The sequence below is a fragment of the Pontibacter harenae genome, from assembly GCF_020907245.1.
Classification (GTDB): domain Bacteria; phylum Bacteroidota; class Bacteroidia; order Cytophagales; family Hymenobacteraceae; genus Pontibacter; species Pontibacter harenae.
Map to the genome: position 1 here is coordinate 92,175 of NZ_JAJJWH010000002.1, position 21,235 is coordinate 113,409.

A 21,235-nucleotide genomic window follows, 5' to 3' on the forward strand; every position below is an offset into this window, starting at 1 on the left:
AATTCTTGAAACCGACGTAAACAGCTTTCGAAACGATACCTTTTTGCGCAACCAACAGGGCAGCAAGAGCATCCATAGTGTACCTCTTTTACAGAACCCCCTGAAGCCACCACTTCCGATAACATTCTGTAAAACTAACTGTTAAGCCTTTATAGCACCTGCTTTACTTAAAAAGAACTGTATGAGCACCCTCTCTACCACTATTACCCATGAAACGCTGAAGCGCTTCAACAAGATCAGAAAACAAACCGAATATATCTGTGAGCCACTGGAGCCAGAGGATACCGTAGTACAACCCATCGTGGATGTGAGTCCGACCAAATGGCACATGGCACACACTACCTGGTTTTTCGAAACCTTTGTACTGATGCCTCACCTGCCCAACTATAAGCTGTTCCACCCCAACTATAGCTTTCTATTCAACTCCTACTACAACAGCGTAGGCAACCGTGTGCAGCGAAACCAGCGCAGCACCCTTACACGTCCGCCGCTGCGCGATATATATGCCTACCGCCGCCATGTAAACGAGCACATGGCAAAGCTACTGGAAAGTATACCCGAAGACAAAGCCGTGGAAATTCTGCCTATACTGGAGCTTGGTCTGCAGCACGAGCAACAGCACCAGGAGTTGCTCATTACCGACATTAAGTATATCCTGAGCACCAACCCACTGCTGCCTGTTTACAGAAAGCAGCTCAATGGGCAAAGCATCGGCAGCACGAAGGCTCAGTTTATGGAGGTGCCTGGTGGTATGTATAAGATTGGGTTCAGAGGCGAAGGCTTTTCTTTTGATAACGAACTGGGCGTGCATGAGGTACTGGTAGAAGATTTCGAGATCATAAACCGCCTAGTTACAAACGGCGAATACCTGGAGTTTATGCAGGATGGCGGCTACGCTGACTTTAAGCATTGGCTAGACGAAGGTTGGGCGATGGTGAACGAGCAGAAACTGGAGGCGCCGTTGTATTGGGTGAAGCAGGACGAGGAATGGCACCGCTTCACGATGCACGGTTTGCAGAAACTAAACCCGAACGAGCCTGTCACGCACATCAGCTTTTACGAAGCCGATGCTTTTGCCAATTGGGCGGGAAAGCGCCTGCTGACGGAGTTTGAATGGGAAGCCGCTACACAGGTGTATCCTCCTAATAAAGGAAACTTTGTGGAGTCGGAGCTACTGGAACCAACCGCAGCCGACCCTGCCGCCATTGGTGTGCAGCAACTTTATGGCGATGTATGGGAATGGACCTATAGCGCCTACCACCCATACCCAGGCTTTACAAAGGCACCAGGAGCTATTGGCGAGTATAACGGCAAGTTTATGGTAAACCAAATCGTTCTGCGAGGCGGCTCCTGCGCCACCCCCGAGAGCCATATACGTACAACTTATAGAAACTTCTTTCACCCTGATAAGCGCTGGCAATACAATGGTATCAGGTTAGCCCAAAAATAAGCACCATGCAAACAAAAATAAGTAACCAAGCGATCGTAGACCTGAGCAAAAAAACAAATGGCTCCAGCGACACCGCAGCTTTTGCACAGCACGTGGCAGAGGGCCTGAGCCAAAACCCGAAGAAGCTTTCCTCCCGTTATTTCTACGATGCCACAGGCAGTAAACTTTTCCAGAAGATTATGGACCTGCCCGAGTACTACCTTACCCGCTGCGAGTTTGAGGTGCTGAACGATAACCGCCAAGCCATGGCAAATCATTTTGCCCAGGACAGCTTTTTCCATTTGATTGACCTGGGAGCAGGTGATGCCTTAAAGACAAAGATATTGCTAAAAGCGCTGCAAAATCAGCAGAGTGACTTCGATTATGTGCCTATTGATATTTCAGGTGATGCTATAAGCCATTTACATCAAAATCTTGACTTTGAGTTCCCTAACATAAAGTCAAATGCGGTTATAGGCGAGTATTTCCAGGCGCTGGAGTGGTTGCAACAAAACAAGTCGGAGCGCAAAGTAGTCTTGTTCTTAGGCTCTAACATCGGTAACTTCGACGCAACTGAAAGCTTAAGTTTCCTGCATAGCATACGCAGCTACCTGACCGCTGGCGATAAACTGCTGCTGGGTGTGGACCTGCGAAAAGACCCTTATACTATTTTGAAAGCGTATGACGATGCCTCAGGTGTAACGGCCGCCTTTAACCTGAATCTGCTGAAGCGTATAAACGAGGAATTGGGTGGCAATTTTGATCTGTATAAGTTCCGCCACTACCCACTCTACAACCCGCAGGAAGGGGTAATGAAAAGCTTTTTGCTGAGCGAGCGAAAGCAGGAAGTATACCTGGAGGCACTCGACAGGACGTTCTCGTTTGAAGCCTGGGAGGCAATTCATACCGAAAACTCTTATAAGTATAGCTTACCGCAGGTAGAGGAAATGGGCAGACGATGCGGCTTTAAAATAGAAACCGTCTTTCAGGACAAGCGTCAGTTTTTTGCTGATGTTTTATTCTCAGTAGACTAACACATGGAACACATCACCCTTGCCTCCGGAGGTAGCTATTTCCGAAGCCCTGGGGCAGCTACCGCTGCTGCCATTTCATCGCTGCGCGAAGGCCATACCACCTATGGCCCCACCGAAGGAACCGTGGGCTTGCGTACCGCTTTGGCAAAACGATATCAAAACGAAGGTATAGAGGCTAGTCCAGCGCAGATCCTCATCACACCAGGCACCAAACAGGCGCTTTTTAACCTGTTCACGGTACTGCTGCAGGAAGGCGATGAGGTTGTAATTCCTACGCCTGCCTGGTTCGGATTTCATGAACTAATGAAGTATAGCAAGGGCAGTATCAAAACAATCGAAACCAAATTATTAGACAGTTATAAGCTTACACCAGAAGCTTTACAAGAAATATTGAGCGAGCGCAGCCGAATACTTCTTCTGACGAACCCAGGCAACCCAACAGGTAAAGTTTATAGTAAAGAAGAACTGGAGGCTATACTTCAAATCACGAATCAGTACCCAAACCTATACATTATTTCAGATGAGATTTATGACTTTGTTACTTACGGCAGGCCTGTTACTTCTCTCCTTTCCTGCGAAGGGGCGTCGGCAGAAAGAACAATCCTCCTAAACGGATTCTCAAAGTCTTTCGCTATGTCGGGCTGGCGAGTCGGCTATATACTTGGTCCTGAACCTGTAGTTAAAAAGTGTATGGATTTTCAGGGAAGCACCTTTTCGGGTGTGAGCATTTTTGTGCAGGATGCGGCAGAAGCCACTATCAAAAACCCAGATAAAGCATTGGCTCCGATGTTGAAGGTGTTGCAGGAGAACCGAACGATCATGCAGCAGGCTTTGGCAGCTATACCCAAGGTTAAGTTTTATGTTCCTGACGGCGCCTACTACTTCTTTCCCGACTTCAGCCACTACCTCGGTAGCAATAAAACAACTGGCAAAACACTAAATACCAGCATAGAACTATGCCAGCACCTCAGCCAAGACTTTAAACTTGATTTAGTACCAGGTGATTACTTCGGAGGTGCTGGCCATGCCCGCATGTCTTTTGCCGTAGAGCAACCGAAGCTGCAGGAGGCGATGCAAAGGCTACAGCAGGCCCTGGGGCAGTTGACTCACTAGTACTGCTATAGCGGACCCACCCCTAGCCTCTCCAATGAAGGGAATTACAAAACTGACGCGATTTTCCAGATTCGTGACTTCCTTACAAAGTGGAGTCTGTGACTGCACGGACTCACAGAGTCCCACAAAGTCTGTTCAACTAGCTTGACCTACAGCTAAAGGAGCACAATTAAAAAACCACGCGAATATAGATCTCACGCGCACTTCGAAAGGTTCGAGACAATTCCAGCACCAGTAAAGGTAAAGCCAAACTCTCTCCTCCATCTCCCGAAATCTTGCTACCTTTGCAGGCCTTTTGAAACAGGCAAAACACAGCATGAATATTCCTGAGTACAAAGAGCACTTCTCTAAAAATTTCTTCCTGGCTTACCCTGTAGTGCTGAGCCAGCTTGGGCATATTATGGTCAGTGTGTTCGATAGTTTAATGGTCGGGCAATTGGGTACCGTGCCGTTGGCTGCCGCCTCTTTAGGTAACAGTATCTTTACCATTACCCTTGTTTTCGGTTTGGGGGTTTCTTATAGTATTACACCACTTATTGCAGGTGCTGAAGGTAGACGAAACTACACGCGCATTTCACTTCTACTACTAAACGGATTGGTGTCTAATGTGCTGCTAGGTATACTACTGTTTATTGCAGGCTATTTTTTCTCCCCTTATATTACGGTTCTGGATCAACCTCCTAAAGTGGTAGGATTAGCTGTTCCCTACATCAATATTCTGTTCCTGTCTATGGTGCCGCTGATGGTGTTCCAAGCATTTAGGCAGTTTGCAGAAGGACTATCGCTCACGAAGCAGGCGATGTATATTTCTATTGTAGCCAATTCCCTGAACATCTTTCTCAACTATATCTTTATCTGGGGCAAGTTTGGAGTACCAGCCATGGGTCTGGTAGGCGCTGGCTGGGCCACTTTAATTTCCCGCATCATTATGGCCATGATGATGGCAGGCTATGTGCTATATGCCAAACGATTCGAGATTTTTCGTAAGTACCTGCGTTTAAGCCACCTTTCACTGCTGCACATGTACCATATTTTTAAATTGGGGCTTCCTATTTCAGTACAGATGATTTTTGAAATGGGCGCCTTCAGCTTCTCGGCAGTTATGATCGGATGGCTCGGTGCAAAAGAACTAGCTGCACACCAGATTGCTATAAACGTAGCCTCTGTTACCTATATGATGGCTAGTGGCATAGCTGCTGCTGCTACCATTAGAGTAGGCAACCAAAAAGGTTTGGGCAATTACAGAGCGATGCGTGTGGCAGGGTTAAGCAGCTTTGCCATGGGCGTTATGTTTATGCTTATCAGCGGCTTATTTATGGTTGCAGGTAATAAATTTATTCCTTTACTTTACATAGATGATATGGAGGTAGTACAACTGGCCTCTACCTTACTTATAATTGCCGCTTTATTCCAAATATCTGACGGTGTGCAGGTTGTAGGTTTAGGCGCTTTAAGAGGGTTGGAAGATGTACGAATTCCAAGTATCATCTCGTTATTAGCGTACTGGGTCGTAGGACTGCCAATTGGATATTTGCTTTGTTTTGAAGCAAATTTAGGTGTGAGTGGAATATGGACGGGGTTATTGGTTGGGCTGTCAGTGGCGGCATTGCTTCTCTTTTACCGTTTCAAATTACTAAGCCATCAACTTCAAAAAAGATAAAATCCTAGGCTGGCACTTTTATAATTCAGAACGTGTTTCGACGTTATAGAATCATATAAACTTTTAGCCGATGTTTATCTTTTCTCTACTCTTATCACTTGTGGTGGGCATAGCTACGCCTGCCTTTGCACCGCCTCCTGCCCGTATCGTTAAAGCTGTCGTCAACGGAAGCAAGCTGGATAACAATACGAGCCAACTTTCTTGGTCAACATCCCGCAGATTAACCTGGGAAGATTTCCAAGGGCTTCCTGATGATAAAAACCCGCACCATGCCCTTACGGCAGCTAACCTTGCTGTAGATGTAAAGTGCAAAAACAACCTTTTCCTATACGAAGTGAAATGTGTGTTTTTACCAACGGAATCTTGGTCTAAAAACAAAAATTCTGAGAGACTGTTAGCGCACGAACAACTGCACTTCGACCTGACAGAAGTACATGCACGCCAACTCCGTAAGAAGCTTCAGGAAATAGGAAAAACCTGTGGAACACTGCAGCCAACCTTAAACAATGCGATCAATGCTGCTTTCGAAGCATGGAAAGCGGAGCAAGATGAGTTTGATAAGCTATCCAGGCATGGGCTTGAAGCATCGGTACAGGAAGAGTGGACCACAAGCATAGAAGCAAGATTAACGAATTTAGAAGCTTACAAAACACTTTAGTTTTACTTTATACAAACTAATCTAAGTTACTAACAGAAAGGCCACTGCTTTATAAAGCAGTGGCCTTTCTGTTAGTAGATGCTTAACGTTATTTCTTGGCTGGGCCTAAGTCTGTTAAGGATGGCCCTGTGATTACTTTACCAAAAGGATCGAAGCGAGAACCGTGGCATGGGCAGTCCCAAGAGCTTTCCACATCATTCCAATTCACAATACACCCTAAATGCGGGCATATGGCAGAACACTCATGCTTCACCCCATCCTGGTCGCAGTAAACCGCAACCTTGCTTGTGCCCCTGCGAATAATACTACCTGTGCCTGGTAGCACCTCCGTTGCGTCTTCAACATCACCAGGCGTAATGTAATCTTTGTATTGTGCAGCTACATTGATGTTTTCTTTGACGTACTCCCCTACCGCTTTAAGCGGGCTTCGACCTGGATCGTATAGGGCTGCCCAAGGATTTGGCCTATCCATGATCAGGTCTGTAATGATCATACCTCCTAATGTGCCGTGGGTCATGCCATGGCCTGAATCGCCTGTTATGATGTAAACATTATCGCTATCGCCAGGATTACGCCCCAAATAACCAAGGCTGTCGGCTGGCTCAAATACCTGCCCAGACCAACGGTAGGAAAACTTGTCGATCATCGGAAACTTCAGCATCGTCCACCTTTCCAGGTCAAGGAAATGTTTCTCCAGATTCTCATCCTGTCCCGTTTTATGATCGCTGCCTCCTACAATAAGAAGATCTGAACCCTTACCGTCTGAAGCAGCCCCTTTAAGCAAACGAACATAGTGGTAGGGTTCCTCCATGTCCCAGTACAAAGCATCTGGCACCGCCCCCGCTGGCACAGCCGCTCCTACCACATACGTCCTGTAAGGGTATAGTTTTGTATGCATGGTGGTTTTATCGTTTACAGGCGTGTTGGTTGCTACGACTAAATGGTTGGCAGAAACGGCATGTCCGTCCACTGTAACTACTGTTGCAACAGGCCCTCCAGTATCAAAACGCTCTACTTTAGACTCTGTATATATTTCCCCTCCCATATTAAGTATAGAGGCGCTAAGGCCAGCAAGGTATTTAAGCACATGGAAGTGCCCTTGGTTCGGGAAATGCAGGCACGGGAATGTTGTTAAGGTGTCGATAGGGCTTTTTTTCTGCATCACCACATCAAGCCATCCAATTTGCTGCACGGCTTCCAACTCCTTCATCAAGGCCTCCTCCTGCTCTTTGTTGTTTGCAAACATGTAGCCATCCACCCGCACAAAATCACAGTCAATGCCTTCATCCTTGGCAATGGCTTCAATCTTATCTATGGCCGCTCTGTGGCTAAGCACTGCCTGCCGAGCACCTTCTTCTCCAAACTTACTAATCAGGTTCGGGAAACCATCATCGAGGGCGTGCGCCAAGTGCGCTGTCGTACGGCCCGTTTCGCCGCCTGCTATTTGCTTTGCCTCTACCACCACCACATGCTTTCCTTCTTTGGCTAACAAATACGCTGTGGTAATACCAGCTATACCAGCGCCTACCACACATACATCGCACGTTACATTTGTTCGTAGCGGATGAGTGGCTGGCATTTCGATTCCTTCAACCCATACAGGCAAAGTTGCTCCTGATTCTCTTTTCATAGTTTAAGATTATGTGGTGCTTTTCGGCTTTAACTTTATATATAGTAATTGTTTAGGAGTACGAAGCAAAAAAGCTAAGTGTTGCTAAAGCTGCTTTTGCCTCCTTTCTAGATCATGCACTACATTTTTAAAGCAGTACTTGCGTAGCTACAGCAGACAAGTATATTTGCCACTATAAAACCAATAAAGTAAACTATGTTCGCTCCCGAAGAAACTATGGAAGAAATTACCTGGCAGCATTTTCAGCAGACAGATATCAGAGTAGGCACAATTGTAGAAGTGCAGGAATTTCCAGAGGCACGCAAGCCTGCCTATAAACTGGTGGTTGATCTGGGGCCTTTAGGGCTAAAAAAATCGAGTGCCCAGGTTACAAAGCTCTATAGCAAAGAAGAACTGGTGGGCAAGCAGGTGCTATGTGTGGTAAACCTGGGAAAGAAACAGGTAGGCAAATTTATGTCGGAGGTGCTGGTAACAGGCTTCGAAGACGAGGAGAAAAATATTGTGCTGGCACAGCCAGCAACTAAGGTGCCTAATGGTAGTAAACTGATTTAAGCTTTTCTTACACAAGGCTATCTGTATCAGCTAATTATCAGCATAATATATTTTATGCTAAAGCTAATTATAATTACTACTGCCCTGCTGTTTCCTGGATAGGCTCAGGCGTATTATTTGCGTTGAACTTGGCTTCTCGCACACTGAGTGTGTCTATAATAATTTCGTAGAGTTTGTCCATCTGGTCTACGTTTTCCAGATAGTAGGTGTAGGTCGCCCGAAACTTTTCTTCCGATACCTCATGCTTCTCCAATATTTCACGCTTTGCACGGTTATAGGTCATCAGTGCCGTATCAGGGTAAAGCTGCTTTGCTTCAACTAAAGCTTCTACCGTATGCACATCGGCCATAATCCGCACCATTTTCTCCTCTGGAATCAGATTATCAGGTCTTTGGGTCTTCTGTTTGGTACAGCTCAGCAGTGCAATGCTAAAAAGTATGTAGAAAAGTTTTTTCACGGATGAAAATTACGATAATATGTTCTAATTTTAAAATCTTACACTATCCAAGAGGTTTATGAAGGAGCTTGTTCAGAAGCTACGAAAGTACGAGATACAAATCAGGAAAGCCATTACCACCCAAATGCAAGGCGACTTCCATTCTGTGTTTAAAGGCACGGGACTGGAGTTCGATGATGTGCGGGCATACCAATACGGTGACGATGTGCGTTCTATAGATTGGAACGTAACAGCGAAGGGCCATGGTACATTTGTAAAAACATATCGGGAGGAAAAAGAGCAATCGGTGTTTCTGATGCTGGACGTAAGCGCCTCGCAGGCAATAGGCACGGGCAAGCAGCAGAAACTGGATATTGGAAAAGAAATCTGTGGCGTGCTGGCTCTTTCGGCAGCCAGGCAGCAAAGCCAGATCGGCATTATCTGCATCAGCGACCAAAAAGAAAAATATATAAGACCAGCAAAAGGCATAGAGCAGGCTTATACTATAGTAAAGGCGCTCCACGAGCTTCAGCCAAAATCAACTAAAACAAACCTTGCCGCAGGCATTAAGCTTACGCTAGATATTATCAAGCGCCGCAGCATCATCCTGCTCATCTCCGATTTTATAGACATCAACTATGAACGGGAACTGGCGATGCTGGCAAAGCGCCACGACCTGATTGTTATACAGCTGCTGGACATGCGCGAGCAGGAAATGCCTGGCTTAGGAATTGTGCCTGTGCTGGATAAGGAAACGGGCCGCACCGTCTGGTTGAATACCTCTGGTGAGGAATTTCAGATAAGATACTTTGCCCAATACACCGAAAACCGTGATAAAGTAGTGCGCATCTGCCAGAAGTACCAAGCCAATTATCTTTCTATACAAACCAACGAGGACTATGTGCCTCAATTGGTAAATTTGTTCAGACTACGAAACAGGTCGACCAAAAGAAGTGCTTAAGATCATACTCTTTCTACTTATACTGCTGCCTACATGGCAGGCATCTGCCATGCAGTTGCCCCAGCCCCAAGGGAAATTTAGCAGCGACACCGTAAAGATGGGAGAACTGGTGCAGTACTCCCTCGTGTACAAGCACCCTGCCATGCAAGAAGTTATACTACCAGATTCAAACTATAGCTTTAGCCCTTTCGAGTTTGTACGCAAGAACTTCTACCCTACCGTTACAAGAGGCGGCATTAGTACGGATAGCGCAGTATATGTACTGCGCACCTTCGACACAGCGCCTGAACAAGCCATAGCGCTACCTGTTTATATTCTGCAGGACGGAGACACTGTGGGAGTGCCCACAGCCCCCTCAAGAGTAGTGCTGCAGCAACTGGTAAAGCAGGTAAACGAGCCCTTGGATTTTAGAGCAGATACAAGGTTAGTACAGGTAGAGGAGCGTTTCGACTGGCCGCGCCTGCTCGTATGGTTAGTTGCCTCCGTTGTTTTCCTGAGCCTGGTATGGTTTATCTTTGGTGAGGCCATCCGAATGCGCTATCGGTTGTACCGTCTTCGCAAAGATCACCTGTACTTTAACTCACGCTACAACTCACATGTCGATCGTTTTGTGAAAGCAGGCTCCACACAAAGCTTAGAGAAGGCAGTATCGCTGTGGAAAAATTACCTGACTAAACTGGAACGCAGCGCTATCAACTCCTTCACTACAAAAGAAATTGTAGAGTTCTACAACGACGACGAAAAAGTGAATACTGCCCTCCGCCTTTGCGACAAAGCCATATACGGCAACTTGCTTACAGAAACAGACGGAGAAACAGGAAAAGCGCTTAGCATGCTTCGTCGTTTCGCTAAAGGCCGCTATAAAACTCAACGAGAAATAACACGCAATGCTAAGATATAGCGATGAAATCTGGGATTGGCTGGACCCGCAGTGGTTCACCTATAGCACGCTTCGCTCCTTCGATTGGGTGTACCCGCTGGTGCTGTATGGTTTGCCTGCCGTTCCGCTGCTTTTCCTGATCAAGGGGATAGCCAGGGCTAATACCCGCAACAAACTAGACATGGCCATGTTCGAGGGGAAAGTACGTTGGCAATGGTCCAGCCTGCTTAGGTTTATACCAGATACTGTGTTCATGCTTTTTATGATGCTGGTGCTGGTGGCGTTGGCCAGGCCTCAACGCGTAAACGAACAACTGGAACAGACTGCCGAAGGTATAGACATTGTACTGGTGCTGGATGTTTCAGGATCGATGGAGTTGCAGGACTTTAGCCCTAACCGCCTGGAAGCCGCGAAAGAGGTGGCAAAAGAATTTATAAACGGGCGCGTACAGGACAGAATTGGATTAGTCGTGTTTGCAGGCGACGCTTATTCTCTTGCGCCCCTAACCACCGATTACCAGTTGCTGCACGAGAGCATAAATTCAATCGGTTTCAGAATGATTGCGAATGATGGAACAGCCATCGGAAGCGCACTCGCTGTAGCCATAAACCGCATGCGCGATTCGGATGCGAAAAGTAAAGTGGCTATACTTATAAGCGACGGCGAAAATACTGCTGGTAACCTTGATCCAGTTATGGCTGCCAGGCTTGCTTACGGGCACCAAGTAAAACTTTATACCATTGGTATAGGTAAAGATGGACAGGTGCCGTACGCAGTTGATTCAACAGGGCAAACGATGTACGTGGACACACAGTTGGAAGAAACAAGCTTAAGGGAAATAGCTGAAATAAGCGAGGGACGTTTTTACAGAGCAGACAGCAAGGATGCTTTGCAGGAAGTTTTTAGAAGTATAGATAAACTGGAAAAGACAGAGATAAGTGAGCGCCGCTTCCGCGATACCCGCGACTATTATCAGGTATACCTGAAGTGGGCACTGCTGCTCCTGCTCTTCTGGATGCTTCTGAAGAACACTTTTATTTCTAACGTGTTGGAAGATTGATATCAAGTTAGGAGGTTAAAAAGTTAGAGGGTTAGAGAGTTATCAATTTTTGAGAAGTTGATCATTGCTTTACAGAAGACAAAATAATCCGACACTACAACTTAATTAGCTTTAAATCAACTTATATAGACAAAATACAGAACCTTTACTTAAACTATGAGCATAAGAGAAAATATACTTTATTTTGATGAAAAACTGCGGGGTGTTACCTGCCGTTTGGTGGCTGTTTCTAAAACGCATTCCGTAGAAAAAATACAGGAGGCTTACGATGCAGGTCATCGGCTGTTCGGAGAGAACAAGGTGCAGGAACTGGTAGAGAAACGAGAACTGCTGCCGCACGATATTGCCTGGCACCTGATCGGACACTTACAAAAAAACAAAGTAAAGTACATTGCCTCTTTTGTAGATACTATTCAGTCTGTAGATAGCCTGAAGCTGCTGGTGGAGATAAACAAGCGGGCAGAACAGGTAAGCCGCACTTTCCCAATTAACTGTATGCTACAGATTTCCATAGCCGACGAAGAAACCAAGTATGGCATGAGCTATGAAGAAGCTGTGGCATTAGTTCAATCAGAGGAATACAGAAATATGAAGTATATTCGCTTGGTGGGTGTTATGGGTATCGCCACCAACACCGACGATGCAGGTAAATTACGTCAGGAATTCAGATACCTGCGTGAGTGCTATCAGCAACTGAAAGAAACTTACTTTTTTGCCAACGAAGATTTCGCAGAGATATCTATGGGCATGACCTCCGATTGGGAGCTGGCAATAGAAGAAGGCAGTACAATGGTTCGGGTAGGAAGTGGTATATTCGGGAACAGGAACTATAACAAATAGAAAGGAATCAAAACCATCAATTTTAAATAAGCTATGCAAAAAGCAGCATCAACAGAAAAAAGTTATCAGGAGTTTATTGAAAGTATTGTAGACACAAACAAAGTATGGGGACTGACAAATAACGACACCTGGGCAACCTCCAGTTCTGGCGAATACGAGGATATTGAGGTAATACTCTTTTGGTCTGAGCAAGAGTACGCCACCGCGTGTGCCGAAGATGACTGGTCTTCCTATAAAGCAGAATCGATCTCGTTGGTAGAATTTTTAGAGAATTGGTGCGTTGGCATGTTTGGCGATGAACTGCTTTTAGGTGCCAATTGGTCCCCTGACCTAACAGGTAAAGAAGAAGAGCCGCTGGTAGTAGCACTAGACGTCGTAAACCAACTAAAGCAAAAAGGCATTACCCTGGAATTTACCCAATACGACAGCCAGGAAGAGTTTGAAGAACAACTGATAGAAGCGCTCGAAGATGATGGGGATTCTGAAGATGCTTAATTAAACAAATACTAGAATTTTACACCTGTAAAGGTTTAGTTTATAAGCCCCTTTAGCTTATAACTTACCTTAAGCTATTGCTATAAAAGAGGAAATCAAAGGCGTTGTTTCACCTGAGTATGATAAACCGTATACCTCCTTTTGCAGTTATTGCCATGCTTTTTTTAGTTGGCTGTAGCTTAGCAAAAAACACAGAAAATGAAGGGCCAGGCCTGCCTGAATTTGATAAAGCAGGCCACCGTGGAGCTCGGGGCTTGATGCCAGAAAACACAGTGCCTGCCATGCTTAAAGCACTCGATTTAGGAGTGACTACACTTGAAATGGATGCCCATGTTACGAAGGATGGGTATGTTGTTCTTTCGCACGACCCGTACTTTAACCCTAGCCATGAGCTGCTGCCGAATGGTGCTGAAATACCGCCTGCCGATAAACGGAAGTATGCGCTGTACCAGATGAACTACAGCGAAATAAAGAAGTTTGATATTGGCTCTAAAATATATACACAGTTCCCGCAGCAGCAAAAGTTAAAAACGTACAAGCCGCTCCTGAGCGAAGTAATAGACAAAGCACAGGCACACATTCAGGCCAAAAACCTGCACCAGGTCTATTACAACATCGAAACCAAGTCCAAACCTGAAACGGACGGACAGTACCACCCAGCACCAGAAGAGTTTGTAGACAGAATAATGGCGGTGATCAGGCGCAAACAATTAACAGACTATGTTATTATACAATCTTTTGATGTGCGGACGCTGCAGATTGTAAACCGTAAATACCCAAACGTAAAAACTTCTCTGCTGGTAGATAACAAGGACGGATTATCGGCAAACCTGCAAAAACTTGGCTTTACCCCCACTATTTACAGCCCGCACTATAAGTTGGTAGACGCTAAACTTGTAGAAGCTGCCCACATCCGTAACATAAAAGTTATTCCTTGGACAGTAAATGCTGTTGCAGATATGCAGCAACTAAGGCAATTAAACGTAGATGGTATTATCTCTGATTACCCAAATCTCTTCAATCAGTTATAATGTTTAGTTAAAAAAACTGAAATTTGTAAGGCTGCTACAGGAACGTTAATCTGAAAGCAGCCTTCATTTTATACCACAAAACATGACACAAAAAGTAATACTACTGATAGCCAGTGCACTTGGCGCTTTAACCGTAATGATCGGAGCTTTTGGTGCACACGCTTTATCTGCCACGCTACAGGCTTCTAACCGTGTAGATACGTTTGAGACGGCCGTAAAATACCAAATGTACCATACGTTGGCACTGCTAGCTGTTGGTATGCTGCTCTTCAGAGTAGAGCAACCTGCGCTGCAAGTGGCTGCCTGGTGCTTCTTTATAGGAATAATTATCTTCTCGGGCTCGCTTTATACCTTGTGCATGACGGGCATCACCTGGCTGGGAGCCATAACACCAATCGGTGGCACCTTGCTTATTGTGGGCTGGGGAGCACTGTTTTACGCCATTCTAAAAGCACTATAAAACACAAGACAGCCACTACTAAAGTGGCTGTCTTGTTTTAGAAACGAATGTTTGCGCCTGCATTCACCACACCATCAAAGCCAGCCCCACCTTCTACATAAAAACCTACTTTTTTACCGAACCGCACACCTAAGGCTGTTAAGTGCAAAGCAAGTATAACACGGTGCTGCTCATCCAATCCGTTTTCAGGAAATCTATCTTTGTAGCATACGCCTGCCTTTGCACCTGAATAGAAATAAGCACCGCCCAAATCGCCCCAATAGTATTGTGTGTGGGGCATTAGTACGTAATAATAGTTACGACTAGTTAAGTTATCAGTACTAGTTTCTCTGCTTGTGAAAGATGTATAGCTCCCTTGCAACCCAACGCTAACCTTATCAGATACAAAATAGCTGTACCCCAGCATTATTGGCCCAACAAAACTCTTGCGACTACTTCCAGAAAAAAAGGCTTCCAGAAACGCATCTCCCAAATAGTGCACAAGCACGGGTCCAGAAAGTAACCCATAGCCAGCATACAGCTCATGCTGACCTTTTGCTATTTTACCTGTTATTTCCTCTTCAACGGTTTGCGCGTGAGCTTGCAAGCAGCCGATTAGCAGCACAAGCACCATTATTGTTAAAAGTTTCCGCATAGTCAGGAATAGTTTTATTGAACTGATAATCTAAATACATTATAATTTTTCAGGAAAAGTACATTTTCTTTGGATGTTACTGAAAGCATTTTTAAAACTAAAAGCCATAAAAAAAGCCCTCTTTTAGAGGGCTTTAAGTATTTTGTGAAAGCGGAAACTGCTAGTTAGCTTTTGCGCTGGCAGTTGATTTCTCTTTGATATTCGTAACGATGAACACATACGCGGCACCAGCTGCAGCGTTAGAGTGAACCGTGATGGCTTTCTTCTGCTGACCTAATTTGCCTGCACTGTTGAATTTAGCTACAACTGTACCTGTTTTACCTGGCATTACAGGTTCTTTTGTCCAAGAAGGTGTTGTACAGCCACAAGTTACGTCTACACGCTCAATTACAAGTGGTTGTGTACCTGTGTTCTTAAATGTGAAGGTATGTTCAACAACATCACCTTGCGTAATATCGCCAAAGTTATGCTCTGTTTCTTCGAACGTAATGGCTGGGCCATTTTTAGCCTGCTCTTGTGGTGCAGTAGTCTGTTTCTTAGGTTGCTGCTGCGCCATAGCTCCTCCAGCTACAAGTGCTGCGAATGCGAAGGAAAGAACAATCTTTTTCATTTTATAAAGGGTTAAGTAAGTTGATTCTGCTATTATACTCTATTTAGTAAAAAACGATACAATATACTATTTTAGTTTGTTAGTTAACTAATAATTGTGCATTAAAGTTCAGCAGGAAAAGCTCTTCCGACGACCTGGTTAAAGCGGTATAGAGCCATCGGGCAAACTCTTCGTTCACCATATCATCTTTCAAAAAACCTTGGTCTACAAATACTGCCTGCCACTGGCCACCCTGCGCCTTATGGCAGGTAAGGGCGTAGGCAAACTTCACCTGCAGCGCATTCAGGTAAGGGCTTTTTTTTATTTCTTTGCTTCGCTCCCGCTTTGTTTTAATGTCCATGTGGTCCTGCAGTACTTCTTCGTACAGTTTTCTATTCTGATCGGCTGGAAGGGCTGGGGCATCGGTATACAGCGTATCCAGCATAATCTTTACCTCCTGCTCCTCCGCATCAGGGTAATCTACAAAGCGAACACGCACATCGACAAAACGGAAACCATACATTTCTTCATCACGAATAATTTTTGTGATTTCTACAAAATCGCCGTTGGCCATAAAGCCAATATCAGAATCCTTGGGCAACCAGAAATAGTTGTTCCGCACAACCATCAGGTAATCGCCTACGCCTATTTCATCTTCCGAGAAAAATATTTGCCTGCGTATATGCTGGTTATACATGTTGGCAGTTTTGTTCGAGCGGCAGATAACAATAGTATTCTCTATGCCGAACTTATCGTAAGCATAGCGCAGCCCGTCCTCCAGCTTCTCCCCTGTCATTTTGTAGATGTCGCGCCAGCCTTTTGTGTGCAGCTTTATCTCCAGCGGCTCCTTTTTTAATTGATTTCGCAGGTTGGTGGCGTTCATCAGAATACCAGACGCCTCCGCCTGACGCATCACCTGTGTAAGTTCCATCTCCCGCACATGGCATCGGAAATTTTGTTTTAGGTATTCACCATCCAGCGATGGGCTCATCGCCTGGTTTACGGGTGGCAACTGCGCCGTATCGCCTATGAGCAGGAGCTTGTTGTTTTTCTTTTCAAATACATAGCCCATCAGGTCCCGCAACAAGCCGTTTTCGCCAAAGCCACTGTCGTCAGAAATCATCGAGGACTCATCTACAATATAGATTGTACTGTCTGTTTTGTTGGGCTGGCGAGTGAACGATAGTCCTTCGGAATATGGGTTGGCTGTTTGGCGGTATATCTTTTTATGAATAGTAAAAGCTGCCTTGCCGCTGTACGAAGACATTACCTTAGCGGCTCTACCCGTAGGAGCCAGCAGCACATATTTGTAGCCAAACTTGTTAAGGATTTTTACCAGCGACGTTACAACTGTAGTTTTACCTGTACCCGCATAGCCTTTCAACAAGAATACCTGCCGCTCCTCCTGTTTTGAAATTATAAACTCGTCCAGCTTACCGAAAAGCTTTGCCTGGTCTTCGGTAGGTTCAAACGGAAAATTTGTCTTAAGCGCTTCTACTGGACGCATTGGTGGGATTTAAGAATTACGAATTAATAACGGGGCTTCACCGACTCTTGCCGCTAGTGCTAGCTTACAGCTCGTACTTTTTAAGTATGAATACATCTGTAGCATAAGGCTAATGCATTCAACCTTATGCTACATGCTGTGCGGCACGAGCTACAAGCCCGCGCCAGCGTACGTTATGTCTCAGGTATTGTGTCCTGCGTCTTATGTCTTTTCACGGCATCTTCTGGCACAACGGTAGCCATGGTAGCGGTGGCTTTAGCTATTAGCTTGGGCTCCTGTTCACCCTTTACCACATAAATCTCGGCTTCACAGAAATTGAGCTTACGGCCTGACTTTATAACATATCCTTTACCTATATTCTCGCCTACGCCTGGGCTAAAGTAGGATACTTTTATTTCGGCAGTTACTACGTGATGGTCTTTAGGAACCAAGGTAACAGCCGCAAAACCTGCCACTATATCGGCTACACTCGCAATAAAGCCGCCGTGGGCAAAGCCCTTGTTCTGGCGGTGCTTGTCTTCCAGCACTACTTCGCCCTCTATGCGACCAGCCTCTACCAGGGTAGGTATAAAATCGATCAGGTTGGCAAAATTCTGCCGCAGAATCTTTTCCAGAACATCTTCTTTAAAGTCTGGGTTGTGGGTTTGAATCATTTTGTAAATTTACAACCAATCCCTATGGTTCGCAAAAATGACGAAACTCAATCCTGCTGCCTCCGCTTACGCCGATAAACTTCGTGTAAGAGTGTGCGGCATATATATACATGAAGAGAAACTATTGCTTGTTCGCCATGGCCATACCATGAACAATAGCTGTTTTTGGGCTCCGCCTGGTGGGGGCTTAGATTACGGTGAGACAATGCAACAGTGCCTGCAGCGGGAGTTTCTGGAAGAGACTGGTCTGGAGGTGGAAGTAAAGCGTTTTCTTTTTGTAAATGAATTTCTGCAACAGCCTTTACATGCCGTTGAAATGTTTTTTGAAGTAGAGCTAAAAGGCGGGAATTTGATAACAGGCACAGATCCAGAATCTGAACCAGACCAGCAACTGATACAGCATGTTGCCTTTCTGGCGCTGGATGAGATAAACCAGGTGCCGTTACAAGACAAACACCGTGTGTTACACCACCTTTTCTCGATAGACGACCTGCTAGGCATGCCTCATCACTTCCTGTAGTAAAAAGGTCGTGCTGCCTTATTCCCATATTTTTTTTATACTTGCACTACAGCTATGCATTTACAGCAGGCAATTTTTCACAGCACTATACTTTGAATACGATTAGTACACACTACAGACTTTCGCATAAAATCCACGACGAAACATTTGCAACGTCTCAGGCTGGCAATTGTAACTTGTACATTACCATTAGTCCTCGTACGATTCGATTGGCTGTTGCCGATGTGCCCAGGAACAAGTTTGTGGTGCTGGAAGACTATGAACTCATCACTGTTTTCACGCCTTTACAGGTAGCAGAGCAGCTGCGTTTAATTGCCAAAGAGAGTGGCTTGCTACAAGAGCAGCGCTGGCAGAATGTGCGTGTGTCAATAAGCAACCAGCATTTCACCTTAGTTCCTGCTACACTTTTCGATCCAAGTCACCAGGAAGACTACCTTCGCCTGCACAGCAACCTGAACCTGGAGCTAGACGTGGTGCTATCGAACCATATAGATAACATAGAAGCTGTGAACATTTTTGCGATGGAAGGCGTGATTTATCGCATGGTACAGAGCCTTTTTTCAGAGCGCCCCGTGCAGTTTATGCACCAGACGAGTTCCCTCATCACGAGTGTACTGCACCAGCCCCCACGCAAACGCGATCGTGATTTTTATATTTATGTGGAGCGGAATTATGTAACGGTAATGGTGGTAAGCGAAAATGGCCTACAGTTCTGTAACATCTTTCATTACCTTAGTCCAGAAGATTTTATCTATTTCATCGTATTTGTAATGCAGGAGCAGAAATTAAACCCAGAACAGGAAACAATTACTGTTTGGGGTGATATTTCGCATGATTCTGCCCTGTTCAACACCATGACGAAGTACATCCGGCAGGTTCGTTTCGGCAAAAAGCCTGTAGAAGTAGCTTACAGTTACAAATTCGATGATCTGTTCGAACATCGCTATTTTGAAGTATACAGTCTTCACCTTTGTGAGTAAACATAATTAATGAATAAAGGAATATGACTGGCAGAACAAAAAGGCTTCACCTCATTGGTTCCTGTTCATTCAACAATTCAATTATTCAATCATCCAAAATTAAAAAATGAAAAGGATAGCTATTTTCCCTGGTTCGTTCGACCCGTTCACCAACGGGCATTATGATGTGGCACTTAGGGGCACAAAGCTTTTCGATGAGGTGGTTGTGGCTATTGGCAACAATAGCAGCAAGCAGCGCTACATTCCTGTAGACAGAATGGTGGAGGTAATTGCTGAGCTTTTCCAGGATACACCACAGGTACGCGTGCAGTCTTTTAAAGGATTAACAGCTGAGTTTGCGAAGGAAGTTGGCGCTAACTTCCTGCTGCGTGGCCTGCGCAACACCACCGACTTTGAGTATGAAAATACGATAGCACAGGCCAATCGGCATGTAAACAAAGGCTTAGAAACAGTTTTCCTAATCACTTCTCCTCCCCTTGCAGCCATCAACTCCTCTATCATCAGAGAGATTCACCGTTTTGGAGGCGATGTAAGCGAATTTATACCTTTCCCGATTTCAAAGATTGAAGATAGTGCCTTACGATAAAAGCAATAGAAGTATAAGCTTTTGGTAGCACCTCCATTACCTCTTCAGGTGTCATCCAACGCACTTCCTCTATAAACTCTTCTGCTTGTGGCTTCATCAAACTATCATCGGTACACTGCATGATAAACCAACTGGTTCGCTTTAGTATCTTTTTCCCTTTATAGGCATAGGAGTGCCAGGTTTTAGGCAGCTTATCCAGCACTTCCACCTGTATGCCGCATTCTTCTTCTACTTCACGGATGGCGCCTTCCACTACCCTTTCTTTCTTCTCCAGCTTTCCTTTTGGCAGGTCCCACACGCCAAGCCGATACATCATCAGAATTTTATCGTCTTTTAGCACCAGGCCACCAGCTGCTTTTACAATTTTAAACTGATCCTTCAGGTGCTCAGTCAGCTTCTTGGTTTTATCAGCTACCAAGGTCAGAGATTTCAGCTTTTTCAGCTTCTTCACCTCCATCAGGCGCACCAGTCGGTCTATCAGTTGGGTGTTAGCTCCTTTTATCAGCACATCACCCACCAGATCTTTAGAAGTAAATTGGTCTTCGGCATTGAATATCAAGTCGTAATGATGCTTGTAAACCTTTTCTTTTGACCTTTTTAAAATCAGAGGAATATCATTAATAAAAACGTTCATGCCGTTTGGAGCTTCAGATGAAATCGAAATTTACACAAATCAAGGAATAAATCTTTTCAAAGAAAACAAGATGGATTAAAAACCAGAAATTAAATATGTAAATTCGGCCATGGAATCTACTACAGCACACCAGGTAGCCTCTTACCTTTTAGAAACAGAGGCTGTAAAATTAAGACCTGAGCAGCCTTTTAAGTGGAGCTCAGGCTGGAACTCTCCCATCTACTGCGATAACCGCGTTACCCTCTCGTTCCCGTATATACGCAGCTATATAAAGCAGCAGTTGGCAGAATTAGTAAAAAACAATTTTCCAGAGGCTGAAGCCATAGCGGGTGTAGCTACAGCTGGCATAGCACAGGGTGCCTTGGTGGCAGACCTGTTGGAGATGCCTTTCCTGTACGTTCGACCCGAACCTAAGAAGCACGGCATGGGCAACCAAATAGAGGGACGTCTGCTGCAAGGCCAGAAAGTAGTGTTAGTAGAGGACTTGATCTCTACAGGTGGTAGTTCTTTGAAGGCTGCTGATGCCGTAAAGGCCGCAGGTGCTGAGGTAGTAGGTATGGCAGCCATCTTTACCTACGGCTTTAGCGTGGCAGATAACAACTTTAGAGCAGCAGGCATTACCCTACACTGCCTGAGCAACTATAACGCACTCACAGAAGCCGCAGCAGCTCAAGGCTACATCCCTGAGTCAGCTATGGCAACACTTGCTGAATGGCGACAATCTCCTGAAACCTGGGGAATATAATCTGGAAACATATTTATTAAAAAAGAGGGAGATAAAATTAAAGTTTTATCTCCCTCTTTTTTGAGCATTACTATTGCGTACCTAAAGTATAAACATAGTTAATAAACAAAAAAGCTGCAGTATAACAAGGGGTTATACTGCAGCTCAA

Annotated in this window: 24 protein-coding genes; 17 read left to right on the plus strand and 7 right to left on the minus strand. The window is 45.1% G+C overall.

Annotated features, from left to right (window positions below; translation table 11 throughout):
- Positions 1-181: 181 nt before the first annotated feature.
- The 5 genes from egtB to LN893_RS01760 all read left to right on the plus strand — a co-directional run bounded on the left by egtB (position 182) and on the right by LN893_RS01760 (position 5,894).
- Positions 182-1,450 (plus strand): ergothioneine biosynthesis protein EgtB, encoded by a 1,269-nt coding sequence (egtB, locus tag LN893_RS01740; protein WP_229967682.1) that lies wholly within the window; start codon positions 182-184, stop codon positions 1,448-1,450.
- A 5-nt stretch (positions 1,451-1,455) separates the two neighbouring features.
- A complete protein-coding gene (egtD, locus tag LN893_RS01745) occupies positions 1,456-2,463 on the plus strand; it encodes an L-histidine N(alpha)-methyltransferase (RefSeq protein ID WP_229967684.1) in 1,008 nt (335 codons plus the stop codon).
- Between the two features lie 3 nt (positions 2,464-2,466).
- A complete protein-coding gene (locus tag LN893_RS01750) occupies positions 2,467-3,576 on the plus strand; it encodes a pyridoxal phosphate-dependent aminotransferase (RefSeq protein WP_229967686.1) in 1,110 nt (369 codons plus the stop codon).
- Between the two features lie 316 nt (positions 3,577-3,892).
- Positions 3,893-5,236, plus strand: coding sequence for an MATE family efflux transporter (locus LN893_RS01755; RefSeq protein ID WP_229967688.1), 1,344 nt, complete (start codon positions 3,893-3,895; stop codon positions 5,234-5,236).
- 70 nt (positions 5,237-5,306) lie between these two features.
- On the plus strand, positions 5,307-5,894 hold the full coding sequence (locus LN893_RS01760; RefSeq protein WP_229967690.1) for a DUF922 domain-containing protein: 588 nt from the start codon (positions 5,307-5,309) through the stop codon (positions 5,892-5,894).
- A gap of 88 nt (positions 5,895-5,982) precedes the next feature.
- On the opposite strand, the gene LN893_RS01765 is transcribed toward LN893_RS01760, so the two are convergent.
- Positions 5,983-7,524, minus strand: a complete 1,542-nt coding sequence (locus tag LN893_RS01765; protein WP_229967692.1) for an FAD-dependent oxidoreductase — start codon at positions 7,522-7,524, stop codon at positions 5,983-5,985.
- 216 nt (positions 7,525-7,740) lie between these two features.
- Here LN893_RS01765 and LN893_RS01770 point away from each other — a divergent pair, with 216 nt between their 5' ends.
- Positions 7,741-8,076: a tRNA-binding protein gene (locus LN893_RS01770; protein WP_229967694.1), complete on the plus strand. Its 336-nt coding sequence runs from the start codon at positions 7,741-7,743 to the stop codon at positions 8,074-8,076.
- A 76-nt stretch (positions 8,077-8,152) separates the two neighbouring features.
- Here the strand turns inward: LN893_RS01770 and LN893_RS01775 are convergent, their stop codons facing one another.
- Complete coding sequence (locus LN893_RS01775) at positions 8,153-8,533, minus strand: DUF4296 domain-containing protein (RefSeq protein ID WP_229967696.1); 381 nt, start codon at positions 8,531-8,533, stop codon at positions 8,153-8,155.
- Positions 8,534-8,591: 58 nt separating this feature from the next.
- On the opposite strand from LN893_RS01775, the gene LN893_RS01780 reads away from it, so the two are divergent.
- From LN893_RS01780 to LN893_RS01810, 7 genes are all read left to right on the plus strand, one after another.
- Positions 8,592-9,473 (plus strand): DUF58 domain-containing protein, encoded by an 882-nt coding sequence (locus tag LN893_RS01780; RefSeq protein ID WP_229967698.1) that lies wholly within the window; start codon positions 8,592-8,594, stop codon positions 9,471-9,473.
- Positions 9,466-10,374 carry a hypothetical protein gene (locus LN893_RS01785; protein ID WP_229967700.1) on the plus strand — a complete coding sequence of 303 codons (909 nt, stop codon included), beginning with the start codon at positions 9,466-9,468 and terminating at the stop codon, positions 10,372-10,374. The genes LN893_RS01780 and LN893_RS01785 overlap by 8 nt, the downstream gene beginning before the upstream one ends.
- Positions 10,361-11,413 (plus strand): vWA domain-containing protein, encoded by a 1,053-nt coding sequence (locus LN893_RS01790; RefSeq protein WP_229967702.1) that lies wholly within the window; start codon positions 10,361-10,363, stop codon positions 11,411-11,413. The genes LN893_RS01785 and LN893_RS01790 overlap by 14 nt, the downstream gene beginning before the upstream one ends.
- A 156-nt stretch (positions 11,414-11,569) precedes the next feature.
- A complete protein-coding gene (locus tag LN893_RS01795) occupies positions 11,570-12,253 on the plus strand; it encodes a YggS family pyridoxal phosphate-dependent enzyme (protein WP_229967704.1) in 684 nt (227 codons plus the stop codon).
- A 33-nt stretch (positions 12,254-12,286) separates the two neighbouring features.
- A complete protein-coding gene (locus tag LN893_RS01800) occupies positions 12,287-12,748 on the plus strand; it encodes a DUF2750 domain-containing protein (RefSeq protein WP_229967706.1) in 462 nt (153 codons plus the stop codon).
- Between the two features lie 119 nt (positions 12,749-12,867).
- Positions 12,868-13,779, plus strand: coding sequence for a glycerophosphodiester phosphodiesterase family protein (locus LN893_RS01805; protein WP_229967708.1), 912 nt, complete (start codon positions 12,868-12,870; stop codon positions 13,777-13,779).
- 82 nt (positions 13,780-13,861) lie between these two features.
- A complete protein-coding gene (locus tag LN893_RS01810) occupies positions 13,862-14,239 on the plus strand; it encodes a DUF423 domain-containing protein (protein ID WP_229967710.1) in 378 nt (125 codons plus the stop codon).
- A 37-nt stretch (positions 14,240-14,276) separates the two neighbouring features.
- Here LN893_RS01810 and LN893_RS01815 read toward each other — a convergent pair whose 3' ends face one another.
- The 4 genes from LN893_RS01815 to LN893_RS01830 form a co-directional block, all read right to left on the minus strand.
- The gene (locus LN893_RS01815) at positions 14,277-14,873 is read right to left on the minus strand and encodes a hypothetical protein (protein WP_229967712.1); all 597 of its coding nucleotides are present in this window, start codon (positions 14,871-14,873) and stop codon (positions 14,277-14,279) included.
- Between the two features lie 160 nt (positions 14,874-15,033).
- The gene (locus LN893_RS01820; protein ID WP_229967714.1) at positions 15,034-15,483 is read right to left on the minus strand and encodes a DUF1573 domain-containing protein; all 450 of its coding nucleotides are present in this window, start codon (positions 15,481-15,483) and stop codon (positions 15,034-15,036) included.
- A gap of 79 nt (positions 15,484-15,562) precedes the next feature.
- Positions 15,563-16,969, minus strand: coding sequence for an ATP-dependent DNA helicase (locus LN893_RS01825; protein WP_229967716.1), 1,407 nt, complete (start codon positions 16,967-16,969; stop codon positions 15,563-15,565).
- Between the two features lie 173 nt (positions 16,970-17,142).
- A complete protein-coding gene (locus LN893_RS01830; RefSeq protein ID WP_229967718.1) occupies positions 17,143-17,622 on the minus strand; it encodes a PaaI family thioesterase in 480 nt (159 codons plus the stop codon).
- 37 nt (positions 17,623-17,659) lie between these two features.
- On the opposite strand from LN893_RS01830, the gene LN893_RS01835 reads away from it, so the two are divergent.
- The 3 genes from LN893_RS01835 to coaD all read left to right on the plus strand — a co-directional run bounded on the left by LN893_RS01835 (position 17,660) and on the right by coaD (position 19,708).
- Complete coding sequence (locus LN893_RS01835) at positions 17,660-18,142, plus strand: NUDIX domain-containing protein (RefSeq protein WP_229967720.1); 483 nt, start codon at positions 17,660-17,662, stop codon at positions 18,140-18,142.
- Positions 18,143-18,234: 92 nt separating this feature from the next.
- Positions 18,235-19,122 (plus strand): DUF3822 family protein, encoded by an 888-nt coding sequence (locus tag LN893_RS01840; protein WP_229967722.1) that lies wholly within the window; start codon positions 18,235-18,237, stop codon positions 19,120-19,122.
- Between the two features lie 106 nt (positions 19,123-19,228).
- Entirely contained in the window at positions 19,229-19,708 is a 480-nt protein-coding gene (gene coaD, locus LN893_RS01845) for a pantetheine-phosphate adenylyltransferase (protein ID WP_229967724.1), read from the plus strand.
- On the opposite strand, the gene LN893_RS01850 is transcribed toward coaD, so the two are convergent.
- On the minus strand, positions 19,662-20,342 hold the full coding sequence (locus tag LN893_RS01850; protein WP_229967726.1) for an NUDIX hydrolase: 681 nt from the start codon (positions 20,340-20,342) through the stop codon (positions 19,662-19,664). The genes coaD and LN893_RS01850 overlap by 47 nt on opposite strands.
- Before the next feature lie 109 nt (positions 20,343-20,451).
- On the opposite strand from LN893_RS01850, the gene pyrE reads away from it, so the two are divergent.
- A complete protein-coding gene (gene pyrE, locus LN893_RS01855) occupies positions 20,452-21,087 on the plus strand; it encodes an orotate phosphoribosyltransferase (protein WP_229967728.1) in 636 nt (211 codons plus the stop codon).
- Positions 21,088-21,235 lie beyond the last annotated feature (148 nt).